Annotated in this window: 20 protein-coding genes; 19 read left to right on the forward strand and 1 reads right to left on the reverse strand. The window is 39.7% G+C overall.

Annotated features, from left to right (window positions below):
* Nucleotides 1-85: 85 nt before the first annotated feature.
* Nucleotides 86-1,477: a dihydrolipoyl dehydrogenase gene (gene lpdA / locus QZR76_RS11020; RefSeq protein ID WP_294142871.1), complete on the reverse strand. Its 1,392-nt coding sequence runs from the start codon at nucleotides 1,475-1,477 to the stop codon at nucleotides 86-88.
* A gap of 378 nt (nucleotides 1,478-1,855) precedes the next feature.
* On the opposite strand from lpdA, the gene QZR76_RS11025 reads away from it, so the two are divergent.
* The 19 genes from QZR76_RS11025 to QZR76_RS11115 all read left to right on the forward strand — a co-directional run bounded on the left by QZR76_RS11025 (nucleotide 1,856) and on the right by QZR76_RS11115 (nucleotide 23,905).
* Nucleotides 1,856-2,728: an electron transfer flavoprotein subunit beta/FixA family protein gene (locus tag QZR76_RS11025; protein ID WP_294142872.1), complete on the forward strand. Its 873-nt coding sequence runs from the start codon at nucleotides 1,856-1,858 to the stop codon at nucleotides 2,726-2,728.
* A 31-nt stretch (nucleotides 2,729-2,759) separates the two neighbouring features.
* Entirely contained in the window at nucleotides 2,760-3,779 is a 1,020-nt protein-coding gene (locus QZR76_RS11030) for an electron transfer flavoprotein subunit alpha/FixB family protein (RefSeq protein WP_294142873.1), read from the forward strand.
* A 65-nt stretch (nucleotides 3,780-3,844) separates the two neighbouring features.
* Nucleotides 3,845-5,551, forward strand: a complete 1,707-nt coding sequence (locus QZR76_RS11035) for an acyl-CoA dehydrogenase family protein (protein WP_294142874.1) — start codon at nucleotides 3,845-3,847, stop codon at nucleotides 5,549-5,551.
* Between the two features lie 921 nt (nucleotides 5,552-6,472).
* Nucleotides 6,473-7,600, forward strand: a complete 1,128-nt coding sequence (locus tag QZR76_RS11040) for a DegT/DnrJ/EryC1/StrS family aminotransferase (protein ID WP_294142875.1) — start codon at nucleotides 6,473-6,475, stop codon at nucleotides 7,598-7,600.
* Nucleotides 7,601-7,793: 193 nt separating this feature from the next.
* Entirely contained in the window at nucleotides 7,794-8,318 is a 525-nt protein-coding gene (locus QZR76_RS11045) for a UpxY family transcription antiterminator (RefSeq protein WP_294142876.1), read from the forward strand.
* 20 nt (nucleotides 8,319-8,338) lie between these two features.
* Entirely contained in the window at nucleotides 8,339-9,304 is a 966-nt protein-coding gene (locus tag QZR76_RS11050) for a Gfo/Idh/MocA family oxidoreductase (protein ID WP_294142877.1), read from the forward strand.
* A gap of 20 nt (nucleotides 9,305-9,324) precedes the next feature.
* Nucleotides 9,325-10,614 (forward strand): nucleotide sugar dehydrogenase, encoded by a 1,290-nt coding sequence (locus QZR76_RS11055; protein ID WP_294142878.1) that lies wholly within the window; start codon nucleotides 9,325-9,327, stop codon nucleotides 10,612-10,614.
* Nucleotides 10,615-10,659: 45 nt separating this feature from the next.
* On the forward strand, nucleotides 10,660-12,165 hold the full coding sequence (locus QZR76_RS11060; RefSeq protein ID WP_294142879.1) for a sugar transferase: 1,506 nt from the start codon (nucleotides 10,660-10,662) through the stop codon (nucleotides 12,163-12,165).
* A 239-nt stretch (nucleotides 12,166-12,404) separates the two neighbouring features.
* Nucleotides 12,405-13,799 carry an RNA-binding domain-containing protein gene (locus tag QZR76_RS11065; RefSeq protein ID WP_294142880.1) on the forward strand — a complete coding sequence of 465 codons (1,395 nt, stop codon included), beginning with the start codon at nucleotides 12,405-12,407 and terminating at the stop codon, nucleotides 13,797-13,799.
* Between the two features lie 93 nt (nucleotides 13,800-13,892).
* Entirely contained in the window at nucleotides 13,893-14,414 is a 522-nt protein-coding gene (locus tag QZR76_RS11070; protein ID WP_294142881.1) for a hypothetical protein, read from the forward strand.
* 461 nt (nucleotides 14,415-14,875) lie between these two features.
* Nucleotides 14,876-15,898 (forward strand): SDR family oxidoreductase, encoded by a 1,023-nt coding sequence (locus QZR76_RS11075; protein WP_294142882.1) that lies wholly within the window; start codon nucleotides 14,876-14,878, stop codon nucleotides 15,896-15,898.
* Between the two features lie 24 nt (nucleotides 15,899-15,922).
* Entirely contained in the window at nucleotides 15,923-16,807 is an 885-nt protein-coding gene (gene rfbA, locus QZR76_RS11080; RefSeq protein ID WP_294142883.1) for a glucose-1-phosphate thymidylyltransferase RfbA, read from the forward strand.
* 23 nt (nucleotides 16,808-16,830) lie between these two features.
* Nucleotides 16,831-18,369, forward strand: a complete 1,539-nt coding sequence (locus tag QZR76_RS11085) for an AMP-binding protein (RefSeq protein WP_294142884.1) — start codon at nucleotides 16,831-16,833, stop codon at nucleotides 18,367-18,369.
* On the forward strand, nucleotides 18,366-19,034 hold the full coding sequence (locus tag QZR76_RS11090) for a GNAT family N-acetyltransferase (protein ID WP_294142885.1): 669 nt from the start codon (nucleotides 18,366-18,368) through the stop codon (nucleotides 19,032-19,034). The genes QZR76_RS11085 and QZR76_RS11090 overlap by 4 nt, the downstream gene beginning before the upstream one ends.
* Nucleotides 19,035-19,040: 6 nt before the next feature.
* Entirely contained in the window at nucleotides 19,041-19,283 is a 243-nt protein-coding gene (locus QZR76_RS11095) for an acyl carrier protein (RefSeq protein WP_294142886.1), read from the forward strand.
* Between the two features lie 7 nt (nucleotides 19,284-19,290).
* Nucleotides 19,291-20,721 (forward strand): MBOAT family O-acyltransferase, encoded by a 1,431-nt coding sequence (locus QZR76_RS11100; RefSeq protein ID WP_294142887.1) that lies wholly within the window; start codon nucleotides 19,291-19,293, stop codon nucleotides 20,719-20,721.
* Nucleotides 20,722-20,724: 3 nt separating this feature from the next.
* Entirely contained in the window at nucleotides 20,725-21,672 is a 948-nt protein-coding gene (locus tag QZR76_RS11105; protein ID WP_294142888.1) for a hypothetical protein, read from the forward strand.
* Between the two features lie 24 nt (nucleotides 21,673-21,696).
* Nucleotides 21,697-22,905, forward strand: coding sequence for an L-2-hydroxyglutarate oxidase (gene lhgO, locus QZR76_RS11110; RefSeq protein ID WP_294142889.1), 1,209 nt, complete (start codon nucleotides 21,697-21,699; stop codon nucleotides 22,903-22,905).
* Nucleotides 22,906-22,930: 25 nt separating this feature from the next.
* Nucleotides 22,931-23,905 carry an NAD(P)-dependent oxidoreductase gene (locus tag QZR76_RS11115; RefSeq protein ID WP_294142890.1) on the forward strand — a complete coding sequence of 325 codons (975 nt, stop codon included), beginning with the start codon at nucleotides 22,931-22,933 and terminating at the stop codon, nucleotides 23,903-23,905.
* Nucleotides 23,906-23,907 lie beyond the last annotated feature (2 nt).

Consider the following 23,907-nt stretch of genomic DNA (forward strand, 5'->3'; position numbering starts at 1 on the left):
AATTCTGATCTTGCCATCTTTAAATCTAAAATCGGCAATCAAAAATCCGAAATCGTAAATCTTTTTAATCTCAGAATCTACAATTCTATATATGTATCACCTCGTCATAAGCCGCGGCAGCCGCTTCCATTACGGCTTCACTCATGGTCGGGTGAGGATGAATGGTTTTAATGATATCGTGTCCGGTAGCTTTTAATTTCCGGGCCAATACCATTTCGGCAATCATCTCGGTCACGTTCATCCCTACCATATGAGCTCCCAGCAGGGTGTTGTCGGCGGCATTGAATATTAGTTTAATAAAGCCTTCGTTAGCACCTGCGGCGCTTGCTTTTCCTGAAGCGGTAAATGGAAATTTTCCGATTTTGATTTCATATCCGGCTTCTATCGCTTTAGCTTCGTTCAGTCCTACCGAAGCGACCTCCGGTGTTGTGTAGGTACATCCGGGAATATTGGAATAATCGATGGGATCGGTGTGAACTCCCGCGATATGTTCGACACAGCAAATGGCTTCGGCTGAAGATACGTGTGCTAAGGCTGGTCCCGGAACAATATCTCCGATAGCGTATATACCTTCGACATTCGTACGGTAATATTCATCTACCTTTACTTTTCCCCGATCCATTTCGATACCGAGTTCTTCCAAGCCGATATTTTCCACGTTAGGGGAGATGCCGACGGCTGAAAGCACAATCTCTGCTTCGTGTACTTCGATCTCTCCCTTTTTGTTTTTGATATTCACCTTTAGCAGTCCGTCGGTAGAGTCGACACTTTCTACTGAAGATTTTACCATGACTTCAATACCTGCTTTTTTAAATGAACGTCCTATTTGTTTGGAGACTTCTTCATCTTCCAGCGGGAGGATGTTAGGCAAGAACTCTACTAACGTTACTTTGGTCCCCATGGCGTTGTAAAAGAAAGCCAATTCGGAACCGATCGCTCCGGATCCCACAACGATCATGGACGCCGGTTTATGGTCGAGTGTTAAGGCCTGACGGTAACCGATGATGCGTTTCCCGTCTTGCGGAATGTTGGGGAGCTGACGAGAACGGGCTCCTGTTGCTAACAGGATATGGTCTGCCTCCACCGTGATTTTTTCTCCTTCATGAGGAGTTACTTCCACTTTTTTATCGGAGGTCAGTTTTCCATGTCCCTCGATAACGGTAATATTATTCTTTTTAAACAGATATTGGATTCCTTTACTCATTTTATCTGCAACACCCCGGCTTCTGGCGATGATTGCTTCAAAATCCGGTTCGGCTTGTTCGACCTTTATTCCATAATCGGCGGCATGGTGAGCGTATTCCAGCACTTGTGCCGATTTTAATAGGGATTTGGTCGGGATACATCCCCAATTCAGACAGATTCCTCCTAATTCGGCACGTTCTACAACGGCCACTTTCATCCCGAGCTGGGAAGCGCGAATGGCAGCCACGTATCCTCCGGGGCCACTACCTATTACGAGTAAGTCGTATTTCATATTTTAGTTTGTTTATGATGTAAATAATTTTTGACGCAATCATTTGCGTTACAAATTTAGGGGAATAGTTTAAAATCGGAAAATAAACGACTTTGTTTTCTGAAAAAGTTGGAAAATAGATGAATCCGGAAAGAAAAAATTAGCTTTGGTTGAGATGTCCGGAGCTATAGTCTTTGTTTTTCTTGGGTAACGGAAATGGGATGCGGACAAGTTAAAATTTTGTATTTATAACTTGAAATACTATCTTTACGCACTTAAAAAGAAATAGTGTTAATACAACTGTATATGGAGTATTCTATCGATAGTATTGGTATGAATTTATTGGTAAAAAGATGATTAGGATATTTCATGTCGCTTTAAACATAAAATTGGATTTATATGAAAGGACTAAAAATTGTTGTTCTTGCTAAGCAGGTTCCCGACACGAGAAATGTGGGAAAAGATGCGATGAAAGCAGACGGAACTGTAAACAGGGCAGCTTTACCTGCCATCTTCAATCCGGAGGACTTGAATGCTTTAGAGCAGGCTTTACGTTTAAAAGATACAATTGAGGGGACTACTGTTCATGTATTGACCATGGGACCGGGACGTGCTGCTGAGATAATTCGCGAGGCGATGTACAGGGGTGCTGATGGTGGATATTTGTTGTCAGATCGGGCTTTTGCCGGTTCGGATACGTTGGCTACTTCTTATGCTTTGTCTTGTGCGTTGCACAATTTAGAATACGATGTAATTATTTGCGGTCGTCAGGCTATCGATGGAGATACGGCTCAGGTCGGCCCTCAGGTTGCGGAAAAATTAGAATTGCCGCAGGTAACTTACGCGGAAGAAATTCAAAAATGCGACGGCAAGAAATTGACAATCAAACGTCGTTTGGAAAGAGGTATCGAGGTGGTTGAATGCCCGCTGCCTTGCGTGGTGACGGTAAACGGTTCTGCTGCTCCTTGTCGTCCGAGAAATGCTCGTTTCGTGATGAAATATAAATACGCGAAAGCTACTCAGGAGGCACAGGAAGCCGGAGAGGATTATATCACGTTGGTTAACGAACGTCCTTACCTGAAGTTAACGGAATGGAGCGTTAATGATATTACCAGTAAAGCGGAAGATTTGGGATTAAGCGGGTCTCCGACGAAGGTAAAAACCATCGAGAATGTTGTGTTCCAAGCTAAAGAGGCTAAGGTCTTAAGCGGAACCGATGCCGAAATCGATGAGATGATGAAGGAATTGATTACCAACCATACAATCGGATAAGTGAAGAGATTGAAAATCTAAAATCTAAAATATGAATAGTGTATTTGTATATTGCGAGATAGAGGAGAGTACGGTTGCCGATGTCAGTTTAGAGTTACTGACGAAGGGACGGACTCTTGCCAATAAATTAGGTGTAAAACTGGAAGCTATTGCTTTAGGACACGGATTAAAAGATATAGAGAAACAAATATTTCCTTATGGAGCCGATGTAGTATGGGTTGGGGATGACGCTCGTTTGGCTCCTTACACGACATTGCCTCACACGAAGATGCTGGTACGTTTGTTCGAGCAGGAAAAACCGCAGATTGCTTTGATGGGAGCTACCAGCGTGGGACGTGATTTGGGCCCTCGCGTCTCTTCTTTCCTGCATAGTGGGTTGACGGCAGATTGTACCAGCTTGGAGATCGGCGATTACTCGGATGCCAAGAGCGGCAAAAAATACGAGAATCTGCTTTACCAAATTCGTCCGGCTTTCGGAGGTAATATCGTTGCCACGATTGTCAACCCGGAATGCCGTCCGCAGATGGCTACCGTTCGTGAGGGTGTGATGAAGAAAGAGGTGGTTGATGCCAACTACAAGGGTGAGGTTAAAAAATTAAACGTGGATGAGTTCATCGATGACACGGATTTGGTCGTGAAAGTGATCGAACGTCAGATGGAGAAATCCAAGGTAAATATCAAGGGAGCTCCGATTATCGTGGCCGGAGGCTATGGCGTCGGATCGAAAGAGAATTTCAATCTGTTATACGAACTGGCTTCCGTGCTGGGGGGAGAAGTCGGTGCTTCTCGTGCTGCCGTGGATGCGGGCTTCTGCGAACATGAACGTCAAATCGGTCAAACCGGAACGACTGTTCGCCCCAAGCTGTATATTGCTTGTGGTATTTCCGGACAGATACAGCATACGGCCGGAATGGAGGAGTCCTCTATGGTTATTGCCATTAATACGGATTCGGATGCTCCGATCAATAAGTTTGCAGACTACGTGATCACGGGTGATTTGAACGTTGTAATCCCGAAGATGATTCAGTATTACAAGAAGAACAGCAAATAATATTTACGATTTACGATTTTAGATTGTCGATTCAGATCGTAAATTAAAAATCAAAAATTAAAGATATGGCAAATTTCTATATAGATAACGAGGATTTGAAGTTCCACCTGGAACATCCTCTCATGAAAAAAATTGTTGCGCTAAAAGAGCGTAACTTTGCGGATGCCGGAAAATGTGATACTGCTCCGAGGGATTTTGAAGATGCGTTGGACAATTATGATAAAGTGTTGGAGATTTTAGGGGAGATTTGTGGAGACGTGTTGGCCGAAAACGCAGAGGGAGTAGATGCAGAGGGACCGGAGGTGATTAACGGAAGAGTAAAATATGCAGCCGGGACCCAACAAAATCACGATGTGTTGACACAGGCCGGATTGTATAATATGTCTTTGCCGAGAGAGTACGACGGACTGAACTTTCCGATTGTTCCTTACGTGATGGCGGCAGAATTGGTTTCTCGTGCGGATGCCGGTTTCGGAAATATCTGGGGATTGCAGGATTGTGCCGAAACGATTCATGAGTTTGCGAGCGAAGAACAGAAGAAACATTACCTACCGCGTGGAGCTAAGGGAGAAACTTATGCGATGGATTTGACGGAGCCGGATGCCGGGTCGGATTTGCAAGCGGTACAATTAAAGGCGACTTATTGCGAAAAGAGCGGGAAATGGTATCTGAACGGGGTGAAGCGTTTTATCACGAACGGAGATGCTCAAATTGCCTTGGTATTGGCGCGCTCGGAAGAAGGAACACACGATGGTCGCGGACTTTCTATGTTTATATACGATAAAGCCAATGGCGGAATGACCGTTCGTCGCATCGAAAATAAATTGGGTATTAAGGGTTCTCCTACTTGTGAGTTGGTGTTTAAGGATGCTCCGGCAGAATTGGTCGGAGAGCGCAAGTTAGGATTGATTAAATACGTTATGTCGTTGATGAACGGTGCTCGCTTGGGAGTGGGAGCTCAATCGGTAGGTATAGCGGAGGCTGCTTATCGCGAGGGGTTGAAATACGCTCAGGAGAGACGTCAGTTCGGTAAAGCTATTATTGAATTTCCTGCGGTATACGAAATGCTGACCAATATGGAAGCAAAACTACAAGGGGCTCGTGCAATTCTATACGAGACAAGTCGTTTCGTGGATATGTATAAGACCTATACTCATATTTCCAGTGAACGGACGTTGGACAAGACTGAACGGGAGGAGATGAAAAAATACCAGAAATTGGCTGATATCTATACTCCCATGTTGAAGTTGTTTTCCAGCGAATACGCAAACGAGATCGCTTACGATGCGTTGCAGATTCATGGGGGATCGGGTTATATGAAAGACTACCCCATTCAACGTTTGGTCCGTGATGCCCGTATCACCAATATATACGAGGGAACATCTCAGTTGCAAGTTGTGGCGGCCATTCGCGGGGTGACTACCGGACAATACGCCAAGTATATTCGTGAGGAGTATGAAAAAGCACCTATATGTCCGGAACAAGAGTATATTCGTGAGATACTGAAAGGTATGACGGCTGCTTTCGAAGCTGCCGTAACGAATGTGACGGCTGTCGGGGATCCTGAATACGTCGATTTCCACGCTCGTCGTTTAGTGGAGATGGCCGGGTATGTGATCATCGGATACTTGTTGCTGTTGGATTCTCAGAGAGATGCTCGCTTCTATAAATCTACGGAAGTATTTGTGAGATACGGACAGTCGAAAGTTGCCGGATATGCGGCGTTTATCAATGATTTCGAACTGAAAGATATGGGGATGTATAAAAAATAATACAATCCCTCTCGGATATAAAAATCGTCTGCTTTTAAAGGCAGACGATTTTTTTTATTGCAAATTAATTTTTGATTTACGATTTACGATTTATGATTAAGATCTTACCCTCTTTAAATCGTCAATCTAAAATCTACAATCGTCAATCTTTTTAATCCCTTAATCCCCAATCCCTAAATCCCTGAATCCTTTAATCCCAGAATCCCTTGGTTTTTTAAATCATAAATCAAAAATCCGAAATCGTAAATCTCTTTAATCTCTTAATCCCCAATCCCTAAATCCTCTAATCCCTAAATCTTACAATTAGCGGGGTTATATTCAGCTCATTAACATCTTTCGTGTAAATAGATCTATATTGCGTGATTTATACAATAATGAATTATATGAGACTGACGTATTTAAAATAAAATATATTTCCTTGTTTTATATACATATATATTAGTTTAAAATATGTTAACATAATGATTAATTTTAACCATAAAATTTATAAACTGTTTTTTGATTTTTCATGTTTTTATTCTTGTCGAAATGAATGAATCGAATGGATGGAATTATTTCTTTCTATGTCTGTTGCATATATGATTTTTTATTTATAATATGTTGATTGTAATTATATTATCATCTTAAATCGATGAAAAAGATTTGTGGATTAATGTAACGGGGAAAGTAAAATGTAATATGAAAAAACGATCGTTTTTTAGTACATCCAATATTAAAATATTTTCCATAAATTAACATATTTAAACTACACGGAAATATTTGATAATGACCACTTATTTTGTTAGTTAAATTTTACTGTTATTATTTATTTAATTATATTTGCAGTTGAATTAAACGATCATTTATTGATCATTTTCTGATACTATTAATCAGTGTGCAGATATCAGAGTTTTATTGATCGGCGTGGAAAATGAATGTCGTATGAAGTTGCAAATGGTCGACCTGAAAGGTCAATACAACAAAATTAAAAACGAGATAGATGCCGGGATACAAGAGGTATTGAATAGCACGGCTTTTATAAACGGGCGGGAAGTGATGGAGTTTAGTGGAGAGCTTGCCCGTTACCTCGGAACAGAGTATGTAATTCCTTGTGCTAACGGTACGGATGCATTACAGATCGCTTTGATGTCTTTGGGATTAAAAAAGGGAGATGAGGTTATCGTTCCGGCTTTTACTTATGTGGCGACAGCGGAAGTCATAGGTTTATTAGGTCTTATTCCGGTTATGGTTGATGTCGATCCTGTTTCTTTTAATATAGAGGTAAAAGAATTGGAAAGAGCTTTGTCTTCCCGAACGAAAGCGATCGTTCCTGTGCATCTTTTCGGGCAGAGTTGCGATATGGAATCCATATTGGTGTTTGCCCGGGAACACGGCTTGTATGTGGTGGAGGATAATGCACAGGCGATAGGAGCTGTTTATACCTTTTCTTCCGGGAAATCTTTCCGAACGGGAACGATGGGAGATATCGGGTGTACCTCTTTTTTCCCTTCCAAAAATTTGGGTTGTTATGGGGATGGGGGAGCCTTGATGACTCGGGATAAAGAATTAGCCGAACGGGCTCGTTGTATAGCGAATCACGGTCAGGCGGTGAAATACTACCATGAGATGTTAGGCTGTAATTCTCGTTTGGATACGATCCAAGCCGCGATATTGAAAGTGAAATTAAAACATTTGGATAAATATAGTCGGGCCAGGCTGGAAGCTGCCCGGTATTATACTTCCCGCCTGAAAGGAGTAGAGGGAATTATAACGCCGGAGGAGATGCCTTATTCTACTCATGTCTATCATCAATATACATTGAAAGTAGAGGACGGGCAGCGGGATGGTTTGAAGGCATTTTTGGCGGAAGGAGAAATTCCGTCAATGATTTATTATCCGCTTCCCTTGCAGCGGCAAAAGGCTTTCGAGGAGATAGCGAAAGTTGCGGGAACGTTAGAGGTGTCGGAGAGGTTGGCGGATTCCGTTCTTTCGTTACCGATGCACACGGAGCTTACGCGGGAACAACAAGATCGGGTGATAGCAAGGATAAAGGCGTTTTTTAAGAGATAAAACGGTAGGAGATATACCGTATTTGGAGAGCAGGAAAGAAAAAGAGTATAAAAGTTCGGTATTTGGTTTCTGTTTAAGAAGCTAAAATATTGACGCGTGGTTAATTGAATGAAAGCCGGAAGAAGGTTCAGGCGCGAAGCGTGTCCGGTCGGTTCGTGAAAAAAGATTATTAAGAGATTATCGTTATAATTTTATGATAAAACGAGACAACGGGAAATACTGGTATGCGGCCTACACGCGGGTAAATCAGGAGATGAGTATAAAAAAGAGATTAGATGCCTTAAATATAGAAAACTACCTGCCTCTTCAGGAAGTGGTGCGACAGGGGCCGGAGGGACGAAAGAAGGTTCAGGAACTCCTTATTCGCGGTTTGATTTTTGTGCGTACGGATCGACGCACGAGTTTTGCCCTGCTGAATGATTATTCTCTTAACATTGTCTATATCAGAGATCGGGAGACCCGTCATTCGTTGATCATTCCGGATAAGCAGATGAAAGACTTTATGTTTTTACTCGACTTCTCTGATGAGGTGATCGAGGTTGTAAATAAGGAGTTGAGGCGGGGAGACAAGGTGCGTGTGATCAAGGGGCCTTTTCTCGGTCTGGAAGGTGAATTGGTCCGGGTGAAGGGGCATAGGCGGGTGGTAGTGCGGCTGGAGGGGGTGGTTTCTATTGCGACCTCTTACATACCGGGATCCTATCTGGAAAAAATAAACTAAGATTTTATATTGAACGTGTAATGAAAAATTTTGCATTAATCGGGGCTGCAGGCTATATCGCCCCCAGGCATTTGCGTGCCATAAAAGAGACCGGTAACCGGTTGGTGGCCGCTTACGATGTTTTCGATAGCGTGGGAATCATGGATAGCTATTTTCCGGAAGCGTCGTTTTTCACGGAGTTTGAACTTTTCGATCGTCACCTCTCGAAAAATAAAGGAACAGACAAAGAGGTGGACGTGATATCCGTTTGTACACCCAATTACTTACACGATGCCCATGTGCGTTACGGTTTACGCTTGGGGGTAGATGTTATCTGTGAGAAGCCATTGGTGTTGAACCCCTGGAATATCGATGCCTTGCAAAAGGTAGAGGAGGAAACGGGGCATCGGGTTTTCACGATCTTGCAATTAAGACATCATCCGGCTATCCTCGCTCTAAAGAAAAAGGTAGAGGAGGGGCCGAAAGATAAGATATATGATGTAGACTTGACCTATATTACCTCCCGGGGGAATTGGTATTATACCAGCTGGAAAGGGGATTCGCGGAAAAGCGGAGGAGTGGCGACTAATATCGGGGTACATTTTTATGATATGCTCTCCTGGGTGTTCGGTCCTGTTCAGGATAATATCGTGTACGTGACCAGTCATGACCGGGTGGCCGGTTTATTGCGTTTCGAAAAAGCTCACGTCCGTTATTTCTTAAGTATTAATTACGATACTCTTCCGCCGGAGGTAAAGGAAACGGGGAAAAGAACCTTTCGTTCGTTCTGTATGGAAGGAGAAGAGATCGAGTTTAGCGATGGTTTTACCGATCTGCACACGGAGAGCTACCGGCATATTCTTGCCGGTGAAGGATACGGTCTGGAAGATGCCCGTACCTCCATTCAAATCGTGCATGATATCCGTCACGCGAAACCCATTGGACGTTGTGGGGATTATCATCCTCTGGCTGAATTGGCATTGGAGAAACATCCTTTTGGTTGGTAATTTTAATAAATAAATGCATTATGTATACTCGATTGGTTTCTAAAAAGGCAAAGATAGCTTTGGTGGGCTTGGGCTATGTGGGGTTACCCATAGCCTTGGCATTTGCGAAAAAAATCTCCGTGATCGGTTTTGATATCAAAGAAGATCGGTTGGAGAAGATGCGGAACAGAATCGATCCTTCCGAAGAGTTGGCTCCCGAAGCGTTTGATCATAGTGATATAGAATTTACCTCTTCGGTGGATAAATTGCGGGAGGCCTCGTTTTTTATTGTGGCGGTGCCCACTCCTATTGACGAATACAATCAACCGGATCTGAAGCCTTTGCTGTCGGCGACCCGGACAGTCGCAAAAGCCTTGAAAAAAGGAGACTACGTGGTTTTCGAATCGACTGTTTACCCGGGGTGTACGGAGGAGGATTGTCTTCCCTTGTTGGAAGAGATCTCCGGTTTAAAAGTCGGTACGGATTTTAAAATCGGTTACTCTCCCGAGCGGATTAATCCGGGAGATTCCCTGCACGTTTTGACGAATACGATAAAAATTGTTTCGGGATGTGATGCCGAAGCGTTGGAGACGATAGCCAAGGTGTACGAGTTAGTAGTGGAACCGGGAGTTCATCCCGCTCCCTGCATTAAAGTCGCGGAAGCAGCCAAGATTATCGAGAATACCCAACGGGATGTCAATATTGCTTTGATGAACGAATTATCCATTATCTTTTCCCGGATCGGCATCAACACTTTCGACGTGTTGGAAGCAGCCGGGACAAAGTGGAATTTTTTGAAGTTTTATCCCGGATTAGTCGGGGGACACTGTATAGGTGTCGATCCTTATTACTTGGTTCATAAGGCGAAGGAGCTGAAATACCATCCCCAGATCATTAATGCCGGGCGTTTTATCAACGATTCGATGGGGGCCTATATCGCCAAAAAAATGGTAAAGAAATTGATTGCCATGGGCAAAAATGTGTTAGGTGCCCGGGTTTTGGTCATGGGAGTAACTTTTAAAGAGGATGTTTCGGATATCCGTAATTCGAAAGTAGCCGATATCATTCGGGAGTTACGGGATTTCGGGGTAGATGTGGATGTTGTAGATCCTCATGCCGATTCGGAGGCCGTACAGGAAGAGTACGGGTTTAAATTGGTAGAGAAACCCCGGGATAATTACGATGCGGTCGTTGTAGCCGTCTCTCATAAAGAATACGAAATGTTAGATGAGGCTTATTTTAAGTCGTTAACTTATGATAACGCTCTTTTGGTCGATATAAAAGGAATTCTACGGGAGAGAATACATTCGTTGAAATACTGGAGTTTATAACGGTTATAGGAAGAATCTGCGGTTTATTTATTTCTGAACATTAGCATGAAAACGACCCGGCGTTGGGGAATATTAACCCTTTTCGATCTTTTACTGGTTGCCTTGGCTTTTGGCGCTTCCGGTTGGGTGGGGAAGCTTCCCGGATGGTGGATATTGGGAAGTGCCGCGTGTCTGTGGGTTTTGTTAGGATTGATTTCGCAAAAACTTAATTTCACGAAATTCCAACGGATCCGTTATGCTTTTATTACGATCGGATTGGTAGATGTATTATCTGCCTTTATAATCTATGCACTTTATGAAATATCGGATCTGACCCTCCATTTCGGTTGGAACTATATCGTTGCTATCGGGATGTTGATCGTGTTGGAGTGTTGTTTTTATCTTGCCGTCCGATTGTTGGTCATGCGGAAAATTCCTTTCCAGCAGGAGGACGAGACTATAAAACGTTATCATCAACTTTCGGCAAAACATGCGGCCCGGATGTTAACCGGGGAGCAAACTCCCGATCTAAAGAAATTATTGGAGTTGATCCGGCGTTATCCTATTGTCAACCCCGTGAGGTGGAGAAATATTTACGAGACTCATTTTACCCGGGAAACGAAATTGATGGCGATCAGAGAACGGGAAGAATTAGAGGGATACTCCTGCGGTTGTTACAAAATGTTCGTGAATCTGACCCGGGTGAATAAGATTTGCCGTGTAAATAAGTTCTTTATCGATGTAAATAAATTATTGAATGTAGGGGATGTTTTCGTTTGTTGTTGCCAGACGAGTGAAATACGTAAATCACAAATATTAGGTATTTATCCCTGGGGATTAAACTATTTGATTTATACAGTGGATTACGCCTGGAACCGGATTTGCCCGAAGTTACCTTGTTTAAAAAAAATATATTTTACCGTGACGGGAGGAAGATACCGCGTATTTCCCCGTCCTGAAATATTAGGACGTTTGTATTGTTGCGGTTTCGAGGTGAAACAGGAAGAGTATATTCACGGCCTGCTTTACGTGATTGCGGTCAAAACCAAGCTGCCTTTCAATGACCCTTCGCCCAGTTACGGCCCTTTGGTTCGATTGAAACGGGTGGGGAAAGGTGGAAAATTGATCGGGATATATAAATTCCGGACTATGCATGCTTATGCGGAGTATCTGCAACCTTATATTTATCAGCATAATAAATTGCAAGAAGGTGGAAAATTTGCGGATGATTACCGGATCTCCGTTTTCGGCCGATTTATGCGAAAATGTTGGTTGGATGAACTGCCGATGCTGATCAATATTTTAAAAGGCGACATGAAGCTGATCGGGGTACGCCCGCTAAGCCAACATTATTACAGCCTTTACACCCCGGAGTTACAGCAACTGCGTATCCGTACCAAACCGGGACTCTTGCCTCCCTTTTACGCAGATATGCCTAAAAATCTGGAGGAAATAGAGGCCAGTGAACGCCGTTATTTGGAAGCTTATTTGCGGCAACCCTTTTTAACGGACTGGAAATATTTCTGGAAAATCTGGTACAACATCCTGATAAAGCACGAACGTTCGGCCTAAAAGTTTTAAGTATACTTAAAATTTTATGGAATTTCACGGAAAGTTTTAATCGTATTTAAAACTTTGCTACTTGTATTTATTGTATATTCTAATTTTATATTAAAATGACGATATGTTATTGACTTTGTATTTAAAACATAATAACTTTGATGTAAATAACAAAAATATGGAGTCATGACAAGGTGTTCATGGATGAAAATTTCTAAACAAGTGTAGTAAATGAATATAAATCCTGCATTATGCGATATAATTTAAGTGATATTATTTCAAATGGTGAAGGATTAACTGTAGAATTTAAGTCGACCTTCAATGTTGCGGCGATAGAATCTGTTGTTGCTTTTGCCAATGCAAAAGGAGGATGTGTGTTGCTCGGTATTTCTGATGCCGGAAAGGTAACAGGAGTAGAGGTCGCTCGGGAAAGTATTCAGCAATGGGCTAATGAAATAAAGAGCAAAACCGAACCTGCCGTCGTTCCGGATATGGAGGTCATGGCATTTCAAAATAAGAAAATTGTTGTTATACAGGTTTCGGAATATCCTGTAAAGCCGATATCTGTTCAGGGGAGATTTTATAAGCGAGTGGGGAGTTCCAATCATTTGATGAGCGTGGCTGAGATTTCGGATTTGTTTATGCGTTCCATGCAATATTCTTGGGATTCGTATCCTTATCCGAACGGTACACATAAGGACTTGAATTTGCAAAGTGTCAAAAAATTTATTACCAAGGTCAATAACATAGGACGTTTTCATCTGTCAATAGATCCTTTGGAAGCGTTGACAAAGCTTCATTTACTGAAAGATGGAGTTCCTGTAAATGCTGCCATGTTGTTATTTTCGAAATCGAATCTTTTATATAATGTCCATATAGGGCGTTTTAAGACGCCCAGTTTGATCATTGCGGATAATATGGTGAACGGAAATCTATATGATGTGGTTGATGAATCGATGCGGATTATAGTATCGCATCTTAAATTTGCCTTCGAGATTACCGGAAAGACAACCCAACGAACCGAGATACCGGAATACCCTTTGGAAGCTATCCGGGAAATGCTTTTGAACGCTGTTATTCATAGAAATTACCAGAGTTCTACGGATATACAAATAAAGATTTTTGATCAGAAGATTGTCTTTTTTAATCCGAGTGGATTATACGGAGATATTACGGTCGATGAGTTGAAGACGGATAATTATACGGCAAGTACAAGAAATAAACTAATTGCAGAGGCTTTTTATTTGACCAACGACATTGAAAAATACGGTAGCGGATTTACCCGTATTCGGGAAGCTATCGCATCTTATCCCACGATGAAGTATGATTTTTACGTGATGGGAAACGGTTGTTTTTCGGAATTAAGCTATGAAAGACAAAAAATATCAACGGCCGAAATCGAAGATAGCGGATTAAAAGATTCTGTGGAGAAAACTGTGGAGAAAACTGTGGAGAAAACTGTGGAGAAAATAGTAGAAGCGATAAAGCTTAATCCTTTTATAACACAAAAAGAGTTGGTGAAAATAACAGGATTATCGCGTCGTGGAGTCGAATGGAATCTACAACAGTTAAGGAAGAATGAGATAATTTTGAGAGTGGGGCCTGCTAAAGGAGGTCATTGGGAGATCAATAAAGAAACGGAGTAAAAACAGCTATACCGTAATTTGAATATTTTTTCGGATATAACTTATCGTTCCTCTTCTGTTCTTGGATAAGAGGATATCTATTTGCGTTTAGTAATGAATAAAGTTGAAAATACAGATCACCCTTGCCTCGTGGACAATAGGCGTGGAACTCCGCTATGGAAAGTCAATTACTATCGTTCGAAGATTTTGACAGCTCTTTTGGATGATTTTGTGGAAATGGAATCGGTCGAGATAGATGCCGGGAGTTTTGCCGAGATCAGACGTTCTTTGGAGTACTATATCAATGCCATAACGGAGGTCCCGAATACTTTACTATCCGGTAAACCCTTGTACGAGACGGTGGAGGACTTTTTGGATTTGTGTCAGGAGTGGAGTGAGGTAAAGGGGACAGGCCGGGATAGCGTCATGCAACGGCGGGCCGTCATTCGAAAACTCAGGAAAGTCAGGCAACGAATTTCCAATAAAACGCGTAAGCTACAATACCAATTGGAGAATAATACCGATATACAATTACTGTCCAATGCCTATAAGGCCATTGGAGGTATAATGAATCTGCTTCCGGATACATTTAGGCATGTCGGGAAAGCGGTAAAGAAATACCTGAAGATCGATTAAGATTCAGTGATTCTAAGATTAAAGAGATTTACGATTTGAAGAATCAAAAGATTCTGGGATTAAAGGATTCAGTGATTGCCGATTTTAGATTTAAAGATGGCAAGATCAGAATTGAATCATAAATCGTAAATCTTAAATCAAATTAATTTACAATTGATTAAAGGGAGAAAAACGGAGGGGTATAAATAGAGAACGGCGAGCGTCGTGTTCGAGTTTCGGAACGGCCACCCGATGGTTTGTTTGAACGAAGTGAGTCCCGGAGGGTAGTGAACGAAAAGCGTTTACACGACCGACGAGAACGTCTCGACCCCGGAGGAGTTATCCCTTCCAATTGTAGATTTACGATTTCGGATTTTAGATTGACAATTTAAAGAGGGTAAGATCAGAATCTTAATCATAAATCGTAAATCTTAAATCAAAAATGAATTTACAAGCTACAATTTAAAATTTACAATTAGAAGATGCATATTTTGAAAATAGTAGTAACCGGAGGCGCAGGCTTTATCGGTTCGAATCTTTGTGAGTATTTTTTGCAACAGGGCTATCAGGTTGTTTGTTTAGATAATCTGGCAACCGGGCATATGGAGAATATGACGGAGTTTATCGAACATCCGGCTTTCACTTTTATCAAAGGCGATATCCGGGATTTGGAAACGTGCCGGAAAGCTGTTGAGGGAGCCGATTACGTGTTACACGAGGCTGCTTTGGGGAGTGTTCCCCGTTCCATTGAAGACCCCCTTACCACGAATGAAGTAAATATCGGAGGATTCTTAAATATGTTGGTTGCGGCCCGGGATGCCGGGGTAAAACGATTTATTTACGCGGCGTCTTCTTCTACTTACGGGGATTCCAAAGAATTACCCAAAGTGGAGGAACATATCGGTCGTCCGCTTTCTCCCTATGCCATCACCAAGTATGTCAATGAGCTGTATGCCGATGTCTTCAGTAAAACCTATGGAATGGAGTGTGTCGGGTTACGCTATTTTAATGTATTTGGGAAGCGTCAGGATCCGAACGGGGCTTATGCGGCCGTAATTCCGCTTTGGGTAAAACAATTGCTTCGAGGAGAGAGTCCCGTGATCAATGGAGACGGTTCCTTTTCCCGGGATTTTACTTATATCGACAACGTGATTGAAGCCAATGAAAAGGCTATGATTACTCCCACCGAATTGATCCGGCAACGAGCTAAATTTTACAATTTGGAGTTATCGGACGATCATGCAATCAATTTAGTGTTTAACGTGGCTTTTGGCGGTAATACCACGTTAAAAGCTCTATATAAAACCCTTCGGGACAACCTGGCATTCCATGACTCCCGGATTGCAACCCTTGAACCGGTCTACGGTCCCGAACGTGCCGGAGATATTCCGCATTCCCAGGCTTCCATATTAAAAGCTCAACGGATATTGGAATATGCCCCGAAATATGATGCGGCTGAAGGTTTTAGAATGGCTTGCGAATGGTATTGGAAAAATTTGAAGTAAAAATTGATAGGTATTTTGCAGAATATGAAAGGAATAGTTTTGGCAGGAGGAAGCGGAACGAGATTGTATCCGATTACCAAAGGAGTATCTAAACAGCTTCTTCCCGTTTATGATAAGCCGATGATTTATTATCCGGTTTCAGTGTTGATGCTGGCAGGCATACGGGAAATATTAATAATATCAACACCTCAGGATATTCAAGGTTTTAAACGCTTATTGGGAGATGGTTCCGATTATGGTGTTCGTTTCGAGTACGCGGAACAACCTTCACCCGACGGATTGGCTCAAGCTTTTATTATAGGCGAGAAGTTTATAGGTCATGATGCTGTATGCTTGGTACTTGGGGATAATATTTTTTATGGACAAGGTTTTAGTCCTATGCTAGTTGCGGCCGTGAAGCAAGCGGAACGGGAAAATAAAGCTACTGTATTTGGTTATTACGTGACTGATCCTGAGCGTTATGGTGTTGCTGAATTTGATAAAAACGGGAATGTTTTAAGCATAGAAGAAAAACCGCTTTGTCCAAAATCAAACTATGCCGTAGTTGGACTTTATTTTTATCCTAATGATGTTGTAGGAGTGGCTAAAAATATAAAACCTTCGGCACGTGGAGAGTTAGAAATAACAACAGTAAATCAAGAGTTTTTAAAGAAGGACGCTCTTAAGGTACAGTTATTAGGAAGAGGATTTGCTTGGTTGGATACCGGGACTCATGATTCTTTAGCTGAAGCTTCTATTTTCGTCGAGGTGATTGAAAAGCGGCAAGGGTTAAAAATTGCTTGTTTGGAAGCAATTGCTTTTCGAAAAGGGTGGATAAGTGAAGAAAAATTACGTTCCGTAGCTTTACCTATAGAGAAAAATCAATATGGGCAGTATTTGTTGAAAATTATTCAGGAATCAGGAAGCTGATAACTACCTTTTATTTTGAATTTATGAAAAATATATTTACAACTCAATTATCTTCAGTAAATAATTGTTTCCAAAAGCAAGTACTTATTCCGGTATTGCATGCTATCCAAAGTTATCCGGAGAAGAATGCATTTTGTATTAACGAGCAATTTTATACCTATAAATATTGGGGGGAATGTATTTCGAAAATCAGATTTGCTTTAAAGGAGAAAAATTTCTCAAACGATAAAGTAGGATTAGTTGTTAATGATGATCTGGAAACATATGCTTCCATTTTTGCTTTATGGTTGGAAGGGAAATGTTATGTTCCGCTTCATCCGGGGCAACCTTTGGAGAGGTGTAACGATATTATCGAACAAGTGGGGATAGACTTAATTTTAGACTCGAGTGAAGTATCTCGTTATCCTGAAAATATGATTATTTCAACAATCATTTCGTCTCGTAAAGAGACGAAGATTGCACTGGACGTGAGTGAGTATTCGGATGATAAGTTAGCTTATATATTATTTACTTCTGGTAGTACAGGAAAGCCTAAAGGAGTGATGATTTCCCGAAGAAATATCGGGGCGTTTATGGATTCTTTTTGGAAAACCGGAATCGTAATAACACAAGAAGATAGATGTTTACAGTGTTTTGACTTAACTTTTGATGTCTCTGTTCAGTCTTATTTAGTTGCTTTGACGAGGGGTGCTTGTGTATATACTGTCCCGTCCGGGAATATTAAGTATGTTTCTGCGGCAACTTTAATAGAGGAACATAAGATTACTTTCGGAGCGATGGCTCCTTCCATGTTAAGGTATTTAAAACCCTATTTTGAAGAGCTGGATGCAACAAGTCTCAAAGTGTGCATTCTCACAGCTGAGGCATGTCCGTTAAGATTAATGGAGGAATGGCATATCTGTGCTTCCAATACAGATATATATGACTTTTATGGGCCTACAGAAGCCACAATCTATTGTACGTACTATAAGTTAGTTCGGGAAGGAGATAATAAATCGTTTAATGGAATCGTCTCTATTGGAAAACCATTGTCAAATGTAATTTCTATAATTATTGACGAAAATGGTATAGAAGTACCAAATGGTAAGAAGGGAGAATTATGTGTAGCGGGAGACCAAATTACTCGAGGATATTGGAATAATACTCGGAAAAATAATGAGGCCTTTTTCGAGAAAATCATCAATGGCCAAAGTGTAAGATTTTATCATACAGGAGATTTGTGTTTCAGAGATGATGAAGGAGATATAATGTATTCCGGACGTATAGACAATCAGGCAAAAATTCAGGGTTTTAGGGTTGAATTAGGAGAAATTGAATTTCATGCAAGAGATTTTTTAAAAGAGATCAATGTCGTGGCTTTGGCATTTGAAAATAGTTTAAATATCACAGAAATAGCATTGTTTATTGAGTCGGAGATATTTGATACAATTAAACTTTTTGTCTATTTACGTTCAAAGATGCCATCTTATATGATTCCTACAAAAATAATATTTGAGCCTGTGTTTCCTTTAAATTCAAATGATAAAATCGATAAAAATAAATTAAAGTCTTTAATAAAATGACCGAAAATTTTGTTATCAGAGAAGCAAATCTGAATGATATAGATTTTATTGTTGAAATTATTATACAGGCAGAGAAAAGTGGAACTGATAAACTGGGTTTAGCGACACTTTTGGGATTAACAGAAGAACAAGTTCGTGAATTTTTATACCGGGTGTTAGAGGAAGAAGTAGATGGATGTGAATTTTCAATTAATCGTTTTTTGTTAGCTGAAGTAGATTGTATTCCAGTGGGTGGAGTTTGTGGTTGGATAGAGGGAATGAATGAAGAAAATATGCCTTCAGCTTTATTGAAAGCAAATGTATTGAGTTGTGTTTTGTCTGTAGAAAATTTAGAATACATACGTAATTTATCTTCTATAATTGAGGGGATTCAGATTACTAGAGAAGTTGGAACATATCAGATTGAGTATGTATATGTTGTTCCTGAATATCGTAGACGTGGAATTATTAGAAGTTTGTTACAAGCTCATATAGAAAAAGGATTGAATGAAAAGGAATCTTTAGAAAAAGTTCAGGTTCAGGTTTTTGCCGATAATTTGGAAGCAATAAAAGCTTATACAAAATCGGGATTTGGGATTTTAAAAGAATATAAAGCAAATAATAAATTGATATTAAATTATTTGCCAGGGGAAGTGAAGTTATTGTTGGAAAATAAACTAAAATAATTTAAAATGAAAATAAATGAAATTATTGAAAAGCTGACTCTTATTTTCAGAGATATTTTTACAGAGCCAGCATTAGAGTTAACAAGTGAAATGACAGCTAATGATGTCGAGAAATGGGATTCATTGACTCATATGTTAATGGTAGCTGAAGTCGAAAAACAATTTGGGATTAAATTCAAATTAAAGGATTTGAATAAGATGAAAAATGTAGGGAGTTTAATCTCTATCATAGAAGAAAAATCAGCATAAATATTTTATGACTTTTACCTCGTTTAATTTTCTGGTATTTTTCCCGCTTGTCGTTCTTCTATACAATTTAATCCCACAAAAGGGGAAGGTTGTATTTTTATTGGTTGTCAGCTATTTTTTCTATCTGAATATGCAACCCGTATATGCAATATTATTGTTGGGAGTAACCTTATGTACTTACTTTTTTGCAAGATGGATTTCTGTTGTTTTGACCGAAAAAAAGAAACACCGGCTGTTAATACTTGGAGTCATTGTTGTTATTTCTCCTCTTTTCTTTTATAAGTATTTTGGGTTTATCAACGATTCGGTTACTTCTCTTTTAGAATCTACGGGAATTGCGATTTCTTTGCCTCGAATAACGTATATGTTACCGGTAGGGATCTCTTTTTATACTTTTATGGCAATTGGGTACCTGGTTGATGTGTATAATGAAGATATTGAATTTGAAAAAAATATCTTGTCAACGGGCTTATTTCTTTCTTTTTTTCCTATTATTCTTTCAGGACCAATTGAAAGGGCGGGTAACCTGTTCCCCCAATTCAAATATTTGAGATCCAGTACTTATGATGATTTGGTAGTCGGGCTGAAATTGATGTTGTGGGGATATTTTATGAAATTGTGTGTTGCTGATCGTTTGGGATTGTACGTGGATGCTGTTTTTGATAATCTATCCCATCATAATGGAACAACATTGGCTTTTGCATCCGTGTTATATCCATTTCAGGTTTATGCAGATCTCGGTGGATACTCATTAATTGCAATTGGTGTTGCAAGATGTTTAGGAATTAAGGTTATTGAGAATTTCCATCGTCCTTTTTTTGCAACTTCTATGTCTGAATTTTGGCGTAGATGGCATATATCTTTGATAAAATGGTTGACGGATTACATTTATACGCCCCTTTCTTTTAGTTTGCGAAGCTGGAGGATGTGGGGAATATTTACGGCTTTGATGTTGACTTTTCTGATTAGTGGCATATGGCATGGTGCAGCTTTAACATTTATTGTCTGGGGATTTATACAAGGTGTTTACCTGTGCATCGATGCAGCAATGAATAAGAAGCGTACTCGCTTGGAAAACAAATATAATTTGAAAAATAAGTGGTGGTGGATTCTTGTTTGTTGCGTTCTTGTTTTTGTGTTATTTGCTTTTTCTCAGATATTTGGTAGGTGTGGAAGAGTAGAAGAGGCTATAGAGGTTATAAAGAAAATATTTGAAGAAAGAGGAAAACTGTTTGTGGATACGATGTCTGTTGTACTGGGAGGAATATTTCTATTCATCTTATTCGTGAAAGATTTTGCAGATGAATTTGGCCGGAGGTTTCAGTTGTTAAGTCTGAAATGGAAGGTAATCCGGTATTTCTATATTTCATTTCTTATTGCGGCAATTGTACTGTTTGGTGTTTTGGACGGAGGACAATTTATTTATTTCCAATTTTAGAAAATGAAAAAGCCTGTACATGTTATATATGATATATTAATTGTTCTGGTAATATTGATTCTTGTGGATTGTGGTGTCGGAAGAATTGGTAGTTGTTTAATAAGTCAGTTGGAGGAATCTTCATTTTATGGGGAAATAAATAATTCGCTTAATAGTATCACTCCTGATGTTTTAATTATCGGAGCTTCTACCGCAAAATCTGATGTAGTTCCTCAATTGATTATGGATAGTTTAGGGATATCTGCTTATAATGCCGGAAGTGACGGAAAAAATATATTATATCATAGCTGTGTTGGCAACGCAGTTATTAATCGGAAACCTCCGGAAGTTATCATTTGCGTATTATTTCCATTTGAATTTCAGCACAATCTTAATGACAGATTATCAGTCTTAAATCCTTTTTATGATAGAGATTCTTTAATTCATGCAACCGTAAATCTAAAAAGTCCTGCAGAATGGATCAAGATGAAATCAAATTTGTACCGGTATAATTCGAAAATATTAACTATTATATCAAATAAATTTCAGAAAAAGGACTCTTCAAAAAGTTTTGGTTATAGAGCTTTACCGATCGTGACTCCGTATCCTGAATTGAAAAGAATAGAAAGTGGAGCTGATTATTTTGTTGATTCTGTAAGTGTAAAACGATTTGTTGACTTTGTCCGTTTATGCAAGGAAAAGAAAATACATTTAATAACAGTAATTTCTCCTTATTATGGGATATATGATGAGGGAGAATCGTCAATTCCAATTATATCAAAAATTTGTTCCCAAGAAGATATTGTATTTTTAGATTATAGTCAGGATAAATATTTTTTAGATCATCCTGAAATGTTTAAAGATCAATCTCATTTGAATCATCATGGGGCAGAACGATATACCGGAATATTAATAAATAATTTGCGAGACGTTTTATATCCAGTGGAAAATTCTGAAAATAATAATTTATGATAAGATTGAAAAATTACCTGTCTAATGGAAATTGATTATTTAATTATAGGTGCAGGAATTATTGGTTTAGCAACAGCTAAGGAACTAAGGGTTCGATTTCCTGAATCAAGTATTGCCGTGCTTGAAAAAGAGACTGATGTTGCTTTTCATAGTAGTGGAAGAAATAGCGGAGTCTTACATGCGGGCTTTTATTACACCGCAGATTCCTTAAAAGCTAAATTCACGAAAGAAGGAAATGCTCTGATGCATCAGTATTGCTACGACCATCGATTACGTATAAATGAATGTCGTAAAGTGGTTGTAGCACAAAATGAGGAGGAATTAAAATCCTTGTTCGAATTGCAGAAAAGAGGCGAGGCAAATGGCGTGGATGTAAAATTGATCACGGCCGAAGAATTAAAAGAAATAGATCCCAATGTCGTTACTTATAAATACGCTCTTTATTCTCCGACAACAGCGACAGTCGATCCGGTAGAAATTTGTAACTGTTTGAAACAGGAGTTACAAGCTAAAGGAGTACAATTCTTTTTTAATGAGGCTTACTGTCATAAGTGCTCTGGCAAGGTAATAGAAACGGTAAGCGGGAAACAATTTTCCTATAAAAAACTTATTAATGCTGCTGGATTGTATGCAGACAAGGTGGCTAAAGATTTTGGCTTTTCTCGAAACTATACCATCATTCCTTTCAAAGGAATTTACTTGAAATATATGGCAAAAGATAAACCGATAAAGGTAAATGTTTATCCTGTTCCTAATTTGAGGAATCCGTTTTTAGGTGTACACTATACGATAACCGTGGATAACATTATAAAAATTGGTCCTACGTCAATTCCTGCTTTCTGGCGAGAGAATTATAAGGGTTTCAACAGGTTTCGTTTTGATGAATTGGTTCGTGTTCTTTTCTGGGAAGCTAAATTATTTTTATTGAATTCATTTGGTTTTCGTTCGCTTGCCTTGGAAGAAATAAAAAAATATAACAAAAAATACTTTTGTGGATTAGCCTCTAAAATGGTGAATCAAATAGATAGGAAAGGATTTAACGAGTGGAGTAAACCGGGAATAAGAGCTCAATTATTGAATACCGAAACGAACAAATTGGAAATGGATTTTGTAGTTGAAGGAGATAAAGATTCCATCCATATACTAAATGCCGTTTCTCCCGCATTTACGGCTAGCTTTCCTTTTACAAAGTGGGTGGTAGAGCATTATGTATTAAAAAATATAGATAAATAATTCATATTATAAATTAGATGAAATTATGAAAAAAGTATTGGTTTCAGGTGGTGCCGGTTATATCGGTAGCGTTTTGGTAAAACTTCTTTTAAAAGAGGGATATCAGGTTCGTGTCATTGATAATTTACGTTTTGGCGGAGAAGCCATCGTGGAGTTGTTAAACGATAATAATTTTGAATTTGCAAAAGGAGATATTAGAAATGAGGATGATCTGAGATTAGCCTTGGCGGATATAGATTATGCCGTCAACCTTGCTGCTATCGTGGGTGATCCTGCTTGTGCCAAAGAACCCGAATTGGCTAAAAGTATAAATGTTGATGGAACTAAACTTTTTTACGATCTGGCTGAAAAAGCGGGAGTAAAAAAATTCGTGATGGCCTCTACCTGTAGTAATTATGGAAAAATGGATGACCCCAATAGTTACGTGAATGAAAATTCAAAATTGGCTCCGGTTTCTCTCTATGCAGAGACAAAAGTGATTGTCGAGCAGTACTTGATGTCACAGCCTCGCACGAATACCTGTAAGCCGACCTGCTTAAGATTTTCGACCGTTTACGGTTTATCTCCGAGAGTCCGTTTTGACTTGACTGTTAACGAGTTTTCGAAAGATTTAGCCATGGGGAAAGAATTAGTGGTTTTTGGTGAACAATTCTGGCGTCCTTATTGTCATGTCGTTGATCTTTGTCGGGGTGTAATAGCTATTTTGAATACTGATGATGATAAAGTCGCTTTTGATGTATTTAATGTCGGATGTACGGAGGAAAATTACACGAAACAAATGATCGTGAATGAAATCCAGAAACAACTACCCGATTGTCAAATCAAATACGTGCAAAAAAATGAAGATCCGAGAGACTATCGTGTATCGTTTGAGAAAATCAAAGAGGTTCTTGATTTTAAAATAACTAAAACTGTTCCCGATGGAATCGCACAAATAATAGCTGCCGTAAAGTGTGGATTTATTAATAATCCTGATGATCAGAAGTATAAAAATATTTGAAT

It is taken from the genome of uncultured Sanguibacteroides sp. (genome assembly GCF_900543425.1).
Taxonomy (GTDB): Bacteria; Bacteroidota; Bacteroidia; order Bacteroidales; family Marinifilaceae; genus Gabonibacter.

What these genes read in the sequence shown, in the direction of transcription:
- lpdA (WP_294142871.1), bottom strand. Translation starts at nt 1,477, where the DNA reads ATGAAATACGACTTACTCGTAATAGGTAGTGGCCCCGGAGGATACGTG.
- QZR76_RS11025 (WP_294142872.1), top strand. Translation starts at nt 1,856, where the DNA reads ATGAAAGGACTAAAAATTGTTGTTCTTGCTAAGCAGGTTCCCGACACG.
- QZR76_RS11030 (WP_294142873.1), top strand. Translation starts at nt 2,760, where the DNA reads ATGAATAGTGTATTTGTATATTGCGAGATAGAGGAGAGTACGGTTGCC.
- QZR76_RS11035 (WP_294142874.1), top strand. Translation starts at nt 3,845, where the DNA reads ATGGCAAATTTCTATATAGATAACGAGGATTTGAAGTTCCACCTGGAA.
- QZR76_RS11040 (WP_294142875.1), top strand. Translation starts at nt 6,473, where the DNA reads ATGAAGTTGCAAATGGTCGACCTGAAAGGTCAATACAACAAAATTAAA.
- QZR76_RS11045 (WP_294142876.1), top strand. Translation starts at nt 7,794, where the DNA reads ATGATAAAACGAGACAACGGGAAATACTGGTATGCGGCCTACACGCGG.
- QZR76_RS11050 (WP_294142877.1), top strand. Translation starts at nt 8,339, where the DNA reads ATGAAAAATTTTGCATTAATCGGGGCTGCAGGCTATATCGCCCCCAGG.
- QZR76_RS11055 (WP_294142878.1), top strand. Translation starts at nt 9,325, where the DNA reads ATGTATACTCGATTGGTTTCTAAAAAGGCAAAGATAGCTTTGGTGGGC.
- QZR76_RS11060 (WP_294142879.1), top strand. Translation starts at nt 10,660, where the DNA reads ATGAAAACGACCCGGCGTTGGGGAATATTAACCCTTTTCGATCTTTTA.
- QZR76_RS11065 (WP_294142880.1), top strand. Translation starts at nt 12,405, where the DNA reads ATGCGATATAATTTAAGTGATATTATTTCAAATGGTGAAGGATTAACT.
- QZR76_RS11070 (WP_294142881.1), top strand. Translation starts at nt 13,893, where the DNA reads ATGAATAAAGTTGAAAATACAGATCACCCTTGCCTCGTGGACAATAGG.
- QZR76_RS11075 (WP_294142882.1), top strand. Translation starts at nt 14,876, where the DNA reads ATGCATATTTTGAAAATAGTAGTAACCGGAGGCGCAGGCTTTATCGGT.
- rfbA (WP_294142883.1), top strand. Translation starts at nt 15,923, where the DNA reads ATGAAAGGAATAGTTTTGGCAGGAGGAAGCGGAACGAGATTGTATCCG.
- QZR76_RS11085 (WP_294142884.1), top strand. Translation starts at nt 16,831, where the DNA reads ATGAAAAATATATTTACAACTCAATTATCTTCAGTAAATAATTGTTTC.
- QZR76_RS11090 (WP_294142885.1), top strand. Translation starts at nt 18,366, where the DNA reads ATGACCGAAAATTTTGTTATCAGAGAAGCAAATCTGAATGATATAGAT.
- QZR76_RS11095 (WP_294142886.1), top strand. Translation starts at nt 19,041, where the DNA reads ATGAAAATAAATGAAATTATTGAAAAGCTGACTCTTATTTTCAGAGAT.
- QZR76_RS11100 (WP_294142887.1), top strand. Translation starts at nt 19,291, where the DNA reads ATGACTTTTACCTCGTTTAATTTTCTGGTATTTTTCCCGCTTGTCGTT.
- QZR76_RS11105 (WP_294142888.1), top strand. Translation starts at nt 20,725, where the DNA reads ATGAAAAAGCCTGTACATGTTATATATGATATATTAATTGTTCTGGTA.
- lhgO (WP_294142889.1), top strand. Translation starts at nt 21,697, where the DNA reads ATGGAAATTGATTATTTAATTATAGGTGCAGGAATTATTGGTTTAGCA.
- QZR76_RS11115 (WP_294142890.1), top strand. Translation starts at nt 22,931, where the DNA reads ATGAAAAAAGTATTGGTTTCAGGTGGTGCCGGTTATATCGGTAGCGTT.